Below are 12,979 nucleotides of genomic sequence, written 5' to 3'. Positions count from 1 at the left end.
GACTGCAAATCGCTCCTCCGGGGACTGCAGAACGAGCGGCTCTGTCCCGTAGTCGGCTGTGGCGTCGAGCAACCGGTCATGATCGCGATCTTGCGATGGATGTCGACTCCCTTGTGAGAACGGTGTTCTCCGGATTGTCGGCGCTGGTCCGCCCGGTTCGGAACTGCGCGCGGCAGACCTTCCGGGAACAGACCCCCGGACTGCCACCAGCGCCACACGGTGCGGCTCGTCCAACGGATATCCCACGTGGCACGGGAGTTATGCGGTCGGGCGGCCGCGCGCCTGGCCGGCTCGTTGGCCGTGCTGGTGTCCCGCAGCACCACGTTGCGCCGTCTACGGCGCCTGCCACTGCCTGAGCAGTCGGTTCCGCGGGTGATCGGCGTGGACGACTTCGCCCTGCGCCGCCGCCACCGCTACGCCACGGTTGTCATCGAGCCGAGACCGGTTGACGCGCCCTGCCCGACGCGGTGCAGGTCAGTGATCGATGGCACCTGTGGCGCAACCTCCGCGACAAGGTCCTGCTCGAAGTCCGCGCGCACACCGAATGCTGCGCCACGGTCAACCCACCCCACCCAGGCGGAGTTCACGAATAGACCATCCGCGAACGCTGGAACAAGATCCACGATCTGCTCGGCCAGGGCGTCGGTTCACTGGACTGCTCGCGTCGCCTGAGCGTGGTCCTGAACACCGGCATGCACTACGCCCGCATGCCCGAACCCCACACCTCGCGCATCGCCCCCACCTACCGCCCGACGCTGGTCGACCCCTACCGCGACCATCAGCCGTGCCCGTCGCGCCGCCGACCCCGCGGTCCCCGTCACCCTGCCGCTCGCCGAGATCCGGGAGCCGGGTTACACCGGCAGGGCCACCCTGCTGGTCCGCTATCCCGAACCAGGGCAGCGCCGAAGGCCAGCGCCCCGTCACCACCTCACATCACGCCAGCCGACTCCTGCTCACCAAACCCGACAACCCGCGCACGAAGGACACGGCCCTGCCGGAGAAGATCGTCGCGGCCTGCCCGGAGATGACCGCACTCGCCAGTCTGGTGCACGGCTTCGCCGCCCTGCTCACACCGACCGCGGGCCAGAGCCGCTCGTTTGACACACCCGCCCGTAGCAGGCCCCGCTCGTCACGGCGCACAAACGGCACTCGGCACTCGGCACTGGCCGGACGGGTCGTCTCCGCACCGGCCGGCCACCACCCGCAACACGCTCGCATCGCTCACGTCACCCCTGGCTGCACCGGTTTCAGCCGCTGATCGGCGGCGTGCGAGGTGGAGTCCGATGATCCGCGCGCAAGTCGGATCAACGAACTCCACCTCACCGGACCGCTCTCACCAGGCCGGCTGTCCGAACAGGACTACCCGATCGGCAGCAGGTCCCGGTACCAGTCGGCCGCCCGAGCGAACCTGCTGGAGAAGCCCGGACCGGGACACTGCCTGACCTTCCTCCAGATCCGGCTGCTGTCGTACCAGTGGTCCGACGCGAGCAGCTCGTGCTGGTGGTCGGTCAGCTCCGGCATCATCCCGCGAGAGATCTCCCGATGTTCGGCGACAGGCAACGACCGCGATGGGAGGTCGAGGCGCAGCGTGGAGCACACCGTCCGCACGATCGACCGGAAGCTGGTCGATCGCGGATGGCTGACGTGGTAGGTCTCTCCTCCGCGCCACGGAATCCTCGTCAGTCCCGACAGCACTTCTCCGAGCATGTCGACGCAGACCACGGACACCCTGGCCGCACCGTCCTGGATCCAGGACGGCACCCTGTTCAGCAGCCTCAGCAACGTGGGGATGAACCACACATCACCGACTCCGTACACCAGGTGTGGCCGCAGCACGATCCCACCGAACCCGCGCACCGCCTGCTCCGCGAACAGCCGGCTGCGGGAGGCCGGTGAGACGGGCAGCGGATTCACGCCTGTCTCGGTCAGTCCTCTGTGGACGCCGTGTCCGTAGACGGCCGTGGTGCTCATGTAGGCCACCCGCGAGACGCCGTGCCTGCGTGCATCGGCGAGCAGAGCCGTCGTGCCGTGCCGGTTCACCACATCGCACAGTTCAGGATCCCGGCCGACGTGAGAGGCGAGGTGCAACACCGTCGAAACACCCTCGCACACCCCTCGCAGCGAGGACGGATCGGTCAGGTCCCCGTGCACGTGCAGAACTTCGCCAGTCCGCAGGGATTCCGGTAGCGGTTGCCGGGACAGCACCCGGATGTTGGTGCCGGGCTCCGAATCGGCCAGTGCGCGCAGGGCCGCGCCGCCGATGAAACCGGTGCCCCCGGTCACCAGGATCGTTTTCCCGATCGTCTTCCTACCATGATCTTCCCCCCAGAAGTCATTCACCCCAGTGCGAAAACCCCAGTTGCCCCCAGGCGCCGACATCAGTCGACGATCCTCATGTCCATGAGGCCGTGCGCGACGGTCTGACCGTCCTGTTCGATCTTCACTCCCACGCCGAGAGCACCGCTCGTCGTCGGCGCGCACCGGACCGGCGTCACGACGACCGGGCAGGTGAACTCGACGTACTTGTCGAACGTGAAGCGGCAGGCGACCGGGACGAGCCCCGGCCAGTTGATCAGCAGTGCGGCCGCCTGCCGGGCGGCCTCGTGCAGGACCATCCCCGGCACGTGGTCGACCGGGTGGTCGAAGAGGACCGGGTGGTGCCGGTCGACCCGCAGCAACCAGCTGCCTGCCCTGTCGAGCGGCGACAGCACGACATCGCGTGAGCGGTCCCGGCCGACTTGCACCTTGGCGACCGGAGGCGGTGGCTCCTCCGGCACCGCGCCCTGCTCGATCTTGCCCGCCCTCAACCGCTGGTAGGCGGCGGAGGTGACGCAGCTCCAGTTGACGGAGCCCGAGCCGATCTGGCGCCCGTCCCGGTGACACGTGATGTCCATGCCCATGCCTGCCACCCGGTTGCCGCGCCGCTTGATGTCGCGGCAGGTGACGGAGAGCAGGATGTCCGCGGGACGCGCGCCGAGCGCGAGCCCTGCGGTGGTGATCTGGTAGCTCGTCTCGTGGGACATGAACTTCCAGTCGAGCGGAACGCCGAACACCTGGTGCGCGATCACCAGTGCGGCTTGCCGGATCGTCTCGGCGAGCAGCATCGGGTCGTGCCGGTGCGGTGTGGGTAACCGGTAGAAGCTGTGGTCGCGGGGCCACTGGGCCCCGACGCTGAAGGTCGTGTCGTCGATGACTCTCAGATCGGTGAGGAACACCTCGGACACAGCGGCCCGGTGAACCAGGTGGCGGGGAACGGTCTGGTCGTAGAGGACTTGTCCGCGACTCGGCGGGTCAACAGGCAGCTCTTCCGCAACAGTGAGGGTGGTACGGCCGGTCAGCACAATCTTCTACCTCCAAGTGGAACTTGCCCGGCGGGTGGTGGCATCCTGACGACAAGAACATACTAACCGCCCGGTTTTTTTTCGAGGGTTTTTCCTGAAGTTATGCTTCAGGTTCGAAACCGTCCGTCCGATCGGAGGAACCACCGTTGGCCAAGCAGGAACGTGCGGAGCGCACTCGGGCCGCCATCCTCGACGCCGCAGCCAAGGTGTTCGACGATCACGGCTTCAACGGCGCCACGCTCTCTGACATCCTCCTGCACGCCAACGTGACGAAAGGTGCGCTGTACTTCCACTTCCAGTCGAAGGAACAGATCGCGCACGCTCTGATCGACGAGCAGTTCGCCGTCTGGCAACCTCTGAGCGACCTCCCGGACATCGGTCTGCAAACCGTGATCGACCTGACCCACGCGATGGCGCGCAGGCTCCAGGAGGACGTCCGGGTGCGGGCCAGCATCCGGCTGGTGATCGAGCAGGGCACGTTCGCCGACCCCGCTCCGAAGACCTACCTGCAGTGGATCAACGTCGTGGAGTCGTGCCTGGTGAAGGCACAGGCGAAGGGCGACCTGATCGACGGTCTCGACGCCAACGAGGTCGCCACCTACGTCATCGGCTCGTTCACCGGCGTGCAGGTGAGCTCCGAGGTGCTGGCCCAGCGCAAGGACGTCACGCAGCGCGTCACGACGATGTGGCGCATCATCCTGCCCGGCCTGGTGCCGCCGCGGCGGCGGGCCAGGTTCAGTCCTGAGGGATTGGCCTGAACGAGCCCTCCGGCACGAATTCGGCCACCCGCGTCTCACCGACCAGCCCCGGCAGGAACAGCCGCCAGACGTCGGCGAGCAACGTCGTGCTGTCCATGCCGGGCAAACCTGACGAGCACAGCGATTCCGCGCCCACCGACAGCGCCAGGACGGTGACCACGACGAGCGGGACCGAGATGTCCTCGGCCAGCTGACCGTCGCGGGCGGCCTTGGTGAGCAGGCTGGTCGCCGCGGCCGACCAGGACACGGAGAAGTCCAGGAACGGCGCGCCCCGGTCGGCGCACTCGCGGGCGACGCGGAAGCTCGCGCGCACCATGGGATCCGTGGCGAGCCAGCCTTCGAGCGTGTGGGTCAGGTCGATCAGTGCCTGCACCGCGGACTCGCCCTCCAGTGCGGCGACCGCGGTGCCGAGCTTCGCGCAGCTCTGCTCCTGGATGGCTTCCACCAGCTCTTCCTTGGCCTGGAAGTGGAAGTACAGAGCTCCCTTGGTCACCCCGGCCACCCTGGTGATGTCACTGATGTTCGTGCCCGCGAACCCGTGCTGGTCGAACAACTCCGCCGCCGAGCGCACGAGCCGGGCGCGGGTGTGTTCGGATCTCACTTGCTTGGTCATCTGCTATCCCGCATTCAGGAGCCAGTCGGCGTCGTCGGCCGCCGCCAGGTTCTGGTCGGCAGCGAGCACCAGGCGTTGGAGCCGGTGCAGCGCCGGTGATGGTTCGAGCCCCAGCTCGTTCACCAGGCAGGCACGCGTCCTGCGGTAGACGTCCGCGGCTTCGCCACGACGTCCTGAGCGGTAGAGCGCGACCATCAGGTGCCCGCACAGCCCCTCGTGAGTGCGGTTGCGAGCGACCAGCGCGGTGAGTTCGCCGACCATCTCGTGGTGGCGGCCGAGCCTCAGATCCGCGTCGATGCGGCGGTCCAGCACGCTGAGCCGCGCTTCGCTCAACCGTTGCGCCTCCACCTCGAGGACGTCGCCCTGCTGCACGTCGACGAGCGCCGGGCCGTTCCAGCACCCCAGCGCCTCGCGGAACCTGTCGGCCGCACCGTGGAAGTCACCCGCCTCCCTGGCGCGGTGACCGGCGGCGGCCAGCCGTTCGAACTCGAGCGCGTCCACCTCACCGCCATCGGTGCGCAGCAGGTAGCCGCCCGGTTGCGTCTGCAGCACGTCCTTCGGGTCACCGCACCCGAGCCCGATCAGGTTGCGCAGGTGGAACACGTAGGTCTGCAGAGTGGTGGTCGCGCTGCGCGGGATGTCCTCGCCCCAGAGTTCTTCGAGGAACATCGCCACGGGCACGATCTCGTTGGCGTAGACGGCGAGCGTGGCGAGCACCTTGCGGGGCTTCGGGGCGGTCGGTGTGATCGACATGCCGTTCATGCTCGCTGTCAGCGGCCCTAAGACGTTGATGTCCATCTCGACTCCCCCTGCGTCCGTGGCGGGTGCCCGCCAGCTCTCATACAAAACCGGGCGGTCGGTTTTGTCAAGAACTGAAAACCGACCGCCCGGTATTTTTGCGGCACGCGCAGGAGTTGCTCGACCAAGGGCCGGACATCGGTGGCACGCAGGCCGTTGCGCGCTTCGGCCCAGCCGGGGGCGGCCGGGTCGGAGCACAGGAGCACGGGCCCGTCGAGCGGGCTCTCCGGGATCCCGCAGTGGGACTCACGCACGCGCGAGGGGGCCAGCGGTACGACGCCCATCGTGCAGCGGAGGCCGTCCCTCCTGCGCGCTGGCGCCATCGCTGCCTTCAGGCACCCCTTCGCCGGGTCGTCGTGGATCAGCTCCGCCGGGTCGTAGCCCGGCTTGCGGTGGATCTCGACGGTCCGGGCGAAGTCCGGTGGCCGGTCGCCGTCAAGCCAGTAGTAGTGCGTGAACCAGGAGTCGGGGTCCGCAGTGATCACCAACTTCCCCGAACGGTCGTGGTCGAGACCGTGACGTGCCTGGTCGGCCCCTCCCGAGGACCTAGCGGTGTCGACTCGGGGGGGGTCGCGCACGCGCGGAAGGCCGGTCTCGTCCCGGACGTGGACGTGCGCGACCTGGTGATCGACGACGGCGAACGCCCAGGAGGTCCACGGGTCCGGGTATTCCATGCCGCCCTGGGTGCAGAACTCCAGCAGCCCCGCCGCGCGCAGCACGCGGTTGAGGTCGCCAGGGCGGCTAACCGGGGTGATGCCGTACTCGCTCAGCACCACGACGGTCGCCCCGGCCGACTCGGCTTCGGCGAGCAGCGGCGCGACGTCGGCGTCGACCTGTCCGGCCGCCCTCACGGCCTCCGCGGAGTGCGAGCTGTGCCGCTGCAGGTCGTAGTCGAGGTGCGGCAGGTGGACGCGTGAGGTCGGGGCGTTCGGCGCGCAGGACGTGCCATGGCGTACCACCAGCAGTGGTTCGCGACCTTCAGGCCGTCCCAAAGCTTGTCGCCCCGCACGAGCGCGTCGTGCCGGCGCTACAGGTGGATCTCTCCGAGGTCGCTGAGGTTCGACTGCCGGCCCTTGCGCGCCAGGGCGGTCAGGTTTGGCATGTGGCCGAGCAAGCGGGGCGTGAGACCGACGTCGACGAGGACGAGTGGTTTCATGCGAGACGGCTCCGTACCCGGCCGAGCTCCGGCGATCCCGGTCAGCAGGTCGTACACCCAGATGGCTGCGGCCAGCGGCACCGCGGTCCTCGGCGCGGCACGTCCGCCACCGAGCACCGGCAGGCCAAGGCCCGCCGCGGTCAGGCCGGTCGCGGCACCCAGCGCTTGGCCTGGCCGGATGCGTCCGGACGGCAGGGGCCGCTCGGGGCGTTCGTCCGCGCCGAGCTCGCGGTCCGCCCAGTCGTTAAGCGCCATGCCGGCTCAGTGGAACGCCACCGGGGCGAGCGGCAGCACGAGCCGCCCGCCCCGCCAGCGGAAGGCCTGCGGTGGCCGAACCGGCGACCGTGTCACCGAGCGCCGTCAACGCCGCTGGTCCGAGCGCCGGTTCTGCCACCGCCCTCAGCACCTGTCTCCCCCTCCTTCCAGCGATTCCGCCCACTCCGCCAGTTCACGGGCTTGCGCGAAGAGGTTGTGCCCGGTGCCGCCGAGCGGGTCCTTGAAGAAGAAACCCAGCCGGCTCAGCGGACCCGCCTCGCCCGCCGCGTGCGCACCCGCCACGAGCCGGGCGAGGTCGAGCACGAGCGGGGCGGCCAGCCCGGAGTCGTAGCCCTCCCAGGTGAACTGCAGGCTCATCCGCGCGCCGAGGAACCCCTCGAAAGCCACGTGGTCCCAAGCGATCTTGCGTTCGCCCAGCGATGGCACGTTGTCGATGTGCAGTGGTGCCTCGATGTCCGGCGCCAGCACACCCGACTTGGAGGCGAGCTTCGCCGCGGCCCTGTCCGGTGCGGCGAGCGACGCGCCATCGCCGCCGCCGAGCAGGTTCGTGCCCGCCCAGGATCGCACCCGCAACGCACGGGCCTCGAACATCGGGGCCAGCACGCTGCGCACGAGCGTCTGCCCGGTCTTGCCGTCCGATCCGGCGTACGGCAGTCCCTCGCGCAGAGCCAGATCGGTGAGCGCCGGGATCCGGATGCCGGTCGACGGCGTGAAGTCGACATAGGCGCACCCTGCGTGCAAGGCCGCGTACGCCGCGATCGAACTCGGTGGCAGTACCCGCTCGCCGGGGTCGGCGAGCAGGTGGTCCAGCGCGGCCAGGTCAGCGTGCTCCGGGCGTGGCACGACCGGGGCCTCCGTGGACGACACGTTGACGACCACCACGCGGTCCAGGTCGTGCTCCACCCGGAACCCCTCGATGTCCGCCGCCAGTCGTGCGACGGCGTCCGCCTGCGAACCCGGCCAGGTCAGCGGGTCGTAGCCCGGTCGCAGCGCGCGTTCCACCTCGGCCAGCTCCGCACGCACCGCGGCGAACACGTGCTGCGGCACCACGCCGCCGTCGACGAGCTGCTCGGCTCGCTTCTCCAGTGGTGTGGTCACCACGTCGTGCCCGCCCAGAACCAGGTCGTCCCAGTTCGGGAACACCTCACCGAGGTCGAGCGCCGACGTCGTACAGCCGGTGGGTGCGACGAGCCCGCGCCGCAGTCCCAGGAGTCCACACGCGACGGTGGTCGCGAGCGAACCGCGAGCGCCGATCAGCCAGACCCCGGTCGTCACGACGCACTCACCAGCACGGCCTTCAGCACCGCGCCGTTCGCGACCGCCGACATGGCCACGGCGTACGACGCCAGCGGGTACGGCGTGGTCAGCGACCTCAGGTCGAACCGGCGCACCAGTGCGGGCAGCAGTCGCACGTACTCGACGAGGTGTGCCCCGGTGAACGCCCAGGAGCCGACGATGTCCAGCTGCCGGTACACGATCTGGTGCGGGTTGATCGGCGTGTCACCGGCATCGGTGTACTGGCCGACGATCAGGTAGGAGCCGCCGCGCCTGGGCAACCGCACGCCCTGCGCGACCGCCGCGGGCACGCCGGTGCACTCGATCACGAGGTCGGCACCGATCGCCTGCGCGCGGTCGAGGAAGCCGTCCTCGGCGATGTCGACGTGCTCGTCCCCGATGCCCGCCGCCTTCGCCGCCGCGAGTCGGTCGGCGGGGCCGCCGACGACGACCACCCTGGCGGCGCCGGAGAGCTGCGCCAGTGCGGCGGCGGCCAGCCCGACCGGGCCTGCACCCTGCACGACAACGGTTTCACCGAGGCGCACCGGGCGTCGTTCGAACAGCGCGTGGATCATCGTCGGACCGGCGCAGGCGAGCGACATCGCGGCCAGCGGGTCGATGCCTGCAGGCACCTTCACCACGACGGTTCCCGGCCGCAGCACGATGTAGTCGGCCCAGGAGCCCGACAGCGGCGGACCGGCCGAGACCGGGCGGTTCACGCCGTAGGTCTGCCGGTTCTCGCACAACGTCGGTTCGCGGTGGGCACGGCACGGCACGCACTGTCCGCATGCGATGGACGAGGCCCACATGACGGTGTCGCCTGCTTCCAGCGGCGTGCCCTGGGAGTCGGTCCCGACGCCGAGCGAGTGGACCACACCGAGACCCTCGTGGCCCAGCACGAGCGGGGTCGGGATGTCCAGATGACCCTGGTGCAGGTGGAGATCCGTACCGCAGATGCCGCCGTAGCGCGAGGCGACGACCATCTCGCCCGGTCCCGCCTCCGGCACCGGGAACGACCGCAGCTCGAGCGGGGCGCCGAACCGTTCGAGCACGACGGCACGGCCGGTGGTCATGCCGGCACCTGTTCGAGTGCGGGGCCGAGCGGGCGCAGCGGTGTGGTGTCCCGGCCCACGACGTACTCCGGTCGCGGGTCACCGACCGGGCGCGGCTCGTTGGTCACGTCGTTGTAGGTGGCGATCAGCAGCCGGCGCGGGAACGGGGACATGTTCGGCGCCGAGCCGTGCACGATCTCGGGGTGGAAGAACACGACGGAGCCGGCCTTCGCCTTGGGCGAGACCATGCCGTGCTCGTGTACCAGCGCGGTCATCTGCGCGGGCTTGAGCGCGATGTCGTCCGGGTCGAGGTGCTGCTCGGACGCCGCCTGGTCGGCGCGGTCCTCGCGGAACTGCCCGTAGCGGTGCGATCCGGGCACGAAGATGAGCGGGCCGTTGAACTCGGTGACGTCGTCGATGAAGAGGCCGACGTTCACGAGCGCGGGGTGGGGCAGGTTGTCCGCGATCTTCCAGGCGATGTAGTCCTGGTGCCACGCCCACCTGCCGCCACCGAACGCCGGCTTGGCGTTGATCTTGAACTGGTAGACGTAGACGTCGTCGGTGAGCAGCTGCCGCACCGGGTCGAGCAGGCGCGGCGACCGGACCAGGCCCGCGAACTCCGCCGAGCGCTGGTGCGAGGCGTAGATCGCACGCAACCGCCCGTCGTCCTCCAGCACGCGGTGCGGGCCGGGATCGGCAGCGTCGCGGTGCAGCGCGTCGACCAGGTCGTCTACCTCGGACTGGCTGAAGAGTGACTCCACGACCAGGTAACCGTCTCCGCGGTACTGGTCGATCTGTTGCTCGGTGAGCCGCACGGCTGATACCTCCAGTGGTCGGTCACGACCAGTAGACGAGTTCCCCGCGGCCGGTGACGCCGAGGAAGAAGGACAGGCTGACTCGGCGGCCGTCACCCGTGTTGGGCCGCACGACGTGGTAGTTGCGGGGGTCGAAGATGATCACATCGCCGGTTTCCGGCCGCGCCGTCGCGAACGGCACCCCGTCGACCATGCTCTCGGCCCACCCGTAACCGTCCCGGTGCGCCTCGTCGGAGGGCGTCCAGCGGCGCCGGTAGACGAACGTGTCGCCACCGCCGTCGGGCATCGAGACGTACCAGTTGAACGCGAGCTGGCAGACCGGCCGCAGGTCGAGCGCGCCGGGCAGCTCCCGCTCGATCTCGTCGAAGTGCATCTTCATGCCGGTCGTGGTCTCGCGGATCATGCCGGCGAACAGCGGTCGCCCGCCCGAGGTCGCGGCCGTCATCGGTCCGCGCCACGCCTTGCCCAGCTCGCTGATCGCGTGATCGAGCGGGTCCGCGCCGCCGAGCAGGGTCGAACGGATCCTCGCGGCCTCGGCGGCCTGCTGCCAGTAGTCCGCGTTGAGCTCATGCGCGCCGTAGAAGTCGTACGCCGCCGGACCGAGCTTCGCGACCGGCGGATAGACGACCGCCTCGTCATAGCCACCCATCGGGTGGTCGTCCAGCGCCGACATGATCCGGGCGCACTGCTCGGCCGTGCCGAAGCCGCGCACCCTCACCGCGCCGAGCACGCCCGACGCGAGTCGCAGGAGGTGGTCGGCCGTGATCTCGTCGACGACCTCGCTCTCGAACAGCGTGAAGATCGGCGAGGCGTTGGTGCTCATGTCCAGCAGTGGTGGCGTCAGCACATCGGCCATCTGGGTCCTCATCTCGTGCCTCGGAAGCAACCCGACCAGTTCAGGCTAGGAACGTCCGCTGCTGAGGTCATCCTCATTCAGTTGTGGCGCAAACACTACGAGGTGCACATAGGACCTTTTTAGCCGAGCTTGCAGGTACTCCTCCCCCTCACGCGCCCGTGCCACACTCCGCTGCATGGAACCCTCGAGCCTGCTCGATCTCTTCCAGCCGGAGTGGTCCAACGACCCCTATGCGCTCTACCGGGTGCTGCGTGACCGCGGTCCCGTGCTGTGGGACGACTACATGCGCACCTGGGTGGTGCTGAGCCACGAGCACGTGGCCGCGCTGTCCAAGCACGAACAGCTGTCCGGCGCCCGCATCGACGAGTTCCACCGGCAGCTGCCGGCGGAGTCCCAGGGCCGCATGGCGCCTCTCGCGAAGGCGTTGGCGGACATGATGTTGTTCAACGAGCCGCCACGGCACACCAGGCTGCGCAAGCTGATCCGTCCCGGTCTCACCCCCAGGCTGATCCGGTCGATGCGCGAGGAGATCCTCGCGGTCACCACCGATCTGCTCGACCGCGCCGGTCCCGCCCTGGACGTGATCGGCGACCTGTCGGAACCCCTGTCCCGAACTGTGATCGCCCGCATCGCCGGTGTCGGTCCCGACGCCGCGCACCTGCTGGAGGACTGGCAGGGCCTGCTGCACGAGTTCTTCACGCAGTCCAGCGCACAGACCCGGCGCATCCAGGAGTTGCGCGAGGCGTTCGACGAGAACTCGCGGCGGCGCCGCGCGGGCACCAGCGACGACCTGTTCAGCGAGATCATCAGTGACCAGCTGCAACGCGACTCATTTACCGACGACGAGGTGTTCGCGAACTTCCTGCTGCTGATCGACGCAGGCCAGGCGACCACCACGCACATGATCGGCAACGCCGTGCTCGCCCTGCTGCGCGACCCCGCGCAGCTCGCGTTGCTGCGCGCCGATCCCTCGCTGACGCGCAACGCGGTGGACGAGCTGATCCGGTACGACAGCTCAGTGCAGTTCACGACGAGGATGGCGCTCGACGACTTCACCGTGGCCGGGCAGCGGATCAGCCGAGGCGACTCGGTGACGCTCGTGCTCGGCGCGGGCAACCGAGACCCGTTGCGCTACCCCGATCCCGACCGGCTCGACGTGACCAGGAAGGCGAGCGACCACCTGAGCTTCGGGCACGGCATCCACTACTGCCTGGGCGCCTCGCTGGCTGTTGCCGAGATGGAGATCGCGCTGTCCGAGCTGATCACCCGCTACCCGCGACTGGAGCTCGTCAACGACGATCCGGACTGGATGGACAGCATCAACTTCCGCTTCCTCAAGACCCTGCCCGTGACGTGCGGCTGACGACTGCCGGCGTGGCGCCGGACGCCACGCCGGCCACGGGTCACCGGGTGCGGGGGTCGCGCAGGTAGGCCAGCACCGCGAGCACGCGCCGGTGGGTGTCCTTGCCCTGCGGCAGATCCAGCTTCGTCAGGATCGACGCGATGTGCTTGGCCACCGCTGCCTCGCTGACGAACATCGCCGCGGCGATCGCGCCGTTGGCCCGGCCCTCCGCCATGAGCCCGAGCACCTCGAGCTCCCTCGGCGTCAGCCGGTCCAGCGGTTGTTTCGTCTGCGACACCAGCTGCCGCACCACTTCCGGGTCGATCACCGTGCCGCCCTCCGCGACCCGGCTCACGGCGTCGGCGAACTGCGCCACGTCACCGACCCGGTCCTTGAGCAGATAACCGATGCCCGCGCCGCGGTCGGAGTCGAGCAGTTCGGCGGCGTAGGTCTGCTCGACGTACTGCGACAGCACGAGAACCGGCAGGCCAGGCTGCGCGCGGCGCAGCTTCAGCGCCGCCTGCATGCCCTCGTCGGTGAAGGTCGGCGGCATGCGCACGTCGGTGACCACGATGTCCGCAGAACCCGGAGGCACGGCCTCCAGCAGGGCGTCCGGATCACCCACCGAGGCGACTACGGTGTGGCCGAACCGTTGCAGCAGGCCCACAAGCCCTTCTCTCAGTAGCACCGCGTCATC

At 69.3% G+C, this 12,979-nt stretch carries 11 protein-coding genes and 3 pseudogenes; 3 read left to right on the top strand and 11 right to left on the bottom strand.

Features of this window, described 5'->3' with window-relative positions; translation table 11 throughout:
- Positions 1–77: 77 nt before the first annotated feature.
- A pseudogene (locus JOF41_RS36655) lies at positions 78–1,084 on the top strand (ISL3 family transposase); the annotation flags it as partial.
- A 275-nt stretch (positions 1,085–1,359) separates the two neighbouring features.
- Here the strand turns inward: JOF41_RS36655 and JOF41_RS04920 are convergent.
- Positions 1,360–2,340 carry an NAD-dependent epimerase/dehydratase family protein gene (locus tag JOF41_RS04920; RefSeq protein WP_209616422.1) on the bottom strand — a complete coding sequence of 327 codons (981 nt, stop codon included), beginning with the start codon at positions 2,338–2,340 and terminating at the stop codon, positions 1,360–1,362.
- Between the two features lie 38 nt (positions 2,341–2,378).
- On the bottom strand, positions 2,379–3,341 hold the full coding sequence (locus JOF41_RS04915) for a ScbA/BarX family gamma-butyrolactone biosynthesis protein (protein WP_307867234.1): 963 nt from the start codon (positions 3,339–3,341) through the stop codon (positions 2,379–2,381).
- 146 nt (positions 3,342–3,487) lie between these two features.
- Here JOF41_RS04915 and JOF41_RS04910 point away from each other — a divergent pair, with 146 nt between their 5' ends.
- Positions 3,488–4,099: a ScbR family autoregulator-binding transcription factor gene (locus tag JOF41_RS04910; protein WP_189226172.1), complete on the top strand. Its 612-nt coding sequence runs from the start codon at positions 3,488–3,490 to the stop codon at positions 4,097–4,099.
- Here the strand turns inward: JOF41_RS04910 and JOF41_RS04905 are convergent.
- The 8 genes and pseudogenes from JOF41_RS04905 to JOF41_RS04870 form a co-directional block, all read right to left on the bottom strand.
- Positions 4,077–4,712 carry a ScbR family autoregulator-binding transcription factor gene (locus tag JOF41_RS04905; RefSeq protein ID WP_189226173.1) on the bottom strand — a complete coding sequence of 212 codons (636 nt, stop codon included), beginning with the start codon at positions 4,710–4,712 and terminating at the stop codon, positions 4,077–4,079. The two genes, JOF41_RS04910 and JOF41_RS04905, sit on opposite strands and share 23 nt — an antisense overlap.
- Before the next feature lie 3 nt (positions 4,713–4,715).
- Positions 4,716–5,510 (bottom strand): AfsR/SARP family transcriptional regulator, encoded by a 795-nt coding sequence (locus JOF41_RS04900; RefSeq protein WP_189226174.1) that lies wholly within the window; start codon positions 5,508–5,510, stop codon positions 4,716–4,718.
- A gap of 113 nt (positions 5,511–5,623) precedes the next feature.
- A pseudogene (locus JOF41_RS04895) lies at positions 5,624–6,666 on the bottom strand (alkaline phosphatase family protein); the annotation flags it as partial.
- Between the two features lie 105 nt (positions 6,667–6,771).
- Positions 6,772–6,921 (bottom strand): annotated as a pseudogene (locus JOF41_RS38530) (UbiA family prenyltransferase); the annotation flags it as partial.
- Between the two features lie 144 nt (positions 6,922–7,065).
- Positions 7,066–8,217: an inositol-3-phosphate synthase gene (locus JOF41_RS04885; RefSeq protein ID WP_189226175.1), complete on the bottom strand. Its 1,152-nt coding sequence runs from the start codon at positions 8,215–8,217 to the stop codon at positions 7,066–7,068.
- Positions 8,214–9,290, bottom strand: a complete 1,077-nt coding sequence (locus tag JOF41_RS04880; protein WP_189226176.1) for a zinc-binding dehydrogenase — start codon at positions 9,288–9,290, stop codon at positions 8,214–8,216. Before JOF41_RS04880 ends, JOF41_RS04885 begins: the two co-directional genes overlap by 4 nt.
- Entirely contained in the window at positions 9,287–10,084 is a 798-nt protein-coding gene (locus JOF41_RS04875; RefSeq protein WP_189226177.1) for a phytanoyl-CoA dioxygenase family protein, read from the bottom strand. Before JOF41_RS04875 ends, JOF41_RS04880 begins: the two co-directional genes overlap by 4 nt.
- A 22-nt stretch (positions 10,085–10,106) precedes the next feature.
- Positions 10,107–10,940: a 2OG-Fe(II)-dependent halogenase WelO5 family protein gene (locus JOF41_RS04870; RefSeq protein WP_189226178.1), complete on the bottom strand. Its 834-nt coding sequence runs from the start codon at positions 10,938–10,940 to the stop codon at positions 10,107–10,109.
- A gap of 175 nt (positions 10,941–11,115) precedes the next feature.
- Here JOF41_RS04870 and JOF41_RS04865 point away from each other — a divergent pair, with 175 nt between their 5' ends.
- Positions 11,116–12,303 carry a cytochrome P450 gene (locus JOF41_RS04865; protein WP_209616417.1) on the top strand — a complete coding sequence of 396 codons (1,188 nt, stop codon included), beginning with the start codon at positions 11,116–11,118 and terminating at the stop codon, positions 12,301–12,303.
- Positions 12,304–12,343: 40 nt separating this feature from the next.
- Here the strand turns inward: JOF41_RS04865 and JOF41_RS04860 are convergent, their stop codons facing one another.
- On the bottom strand, positions 12,344–12,949 hold the full coding sequence (locus JOF41_RS04860; RefSeq protein WP_229796138.1) for a LuxR C-terminal-related transcriptional regulator: 606 nt from the start codon (positions 12,947–12,949) through the stop codon (positions 12,344–12,346).
- Between the last annotated feature and the right edge of the window lie 30 nt (positions 12,950–12,979).

Origin of the sequence: Saccharothrix coeruleofusca (genome assembly GCF_017876325.1) — a bacterium.
Lineage (GTDB): Bacteria > Actinomycetota > Actinomycetes > Mycobacteriales > Pseudonocardiaceae > Actinosynnema > Actinosynnema coeruleofuscum.
The sequence above is the reverse complement of the archived record's forward strand: the minus strand, read 5'-3'. Positions and strand labels throughout refer to the sequence as shown.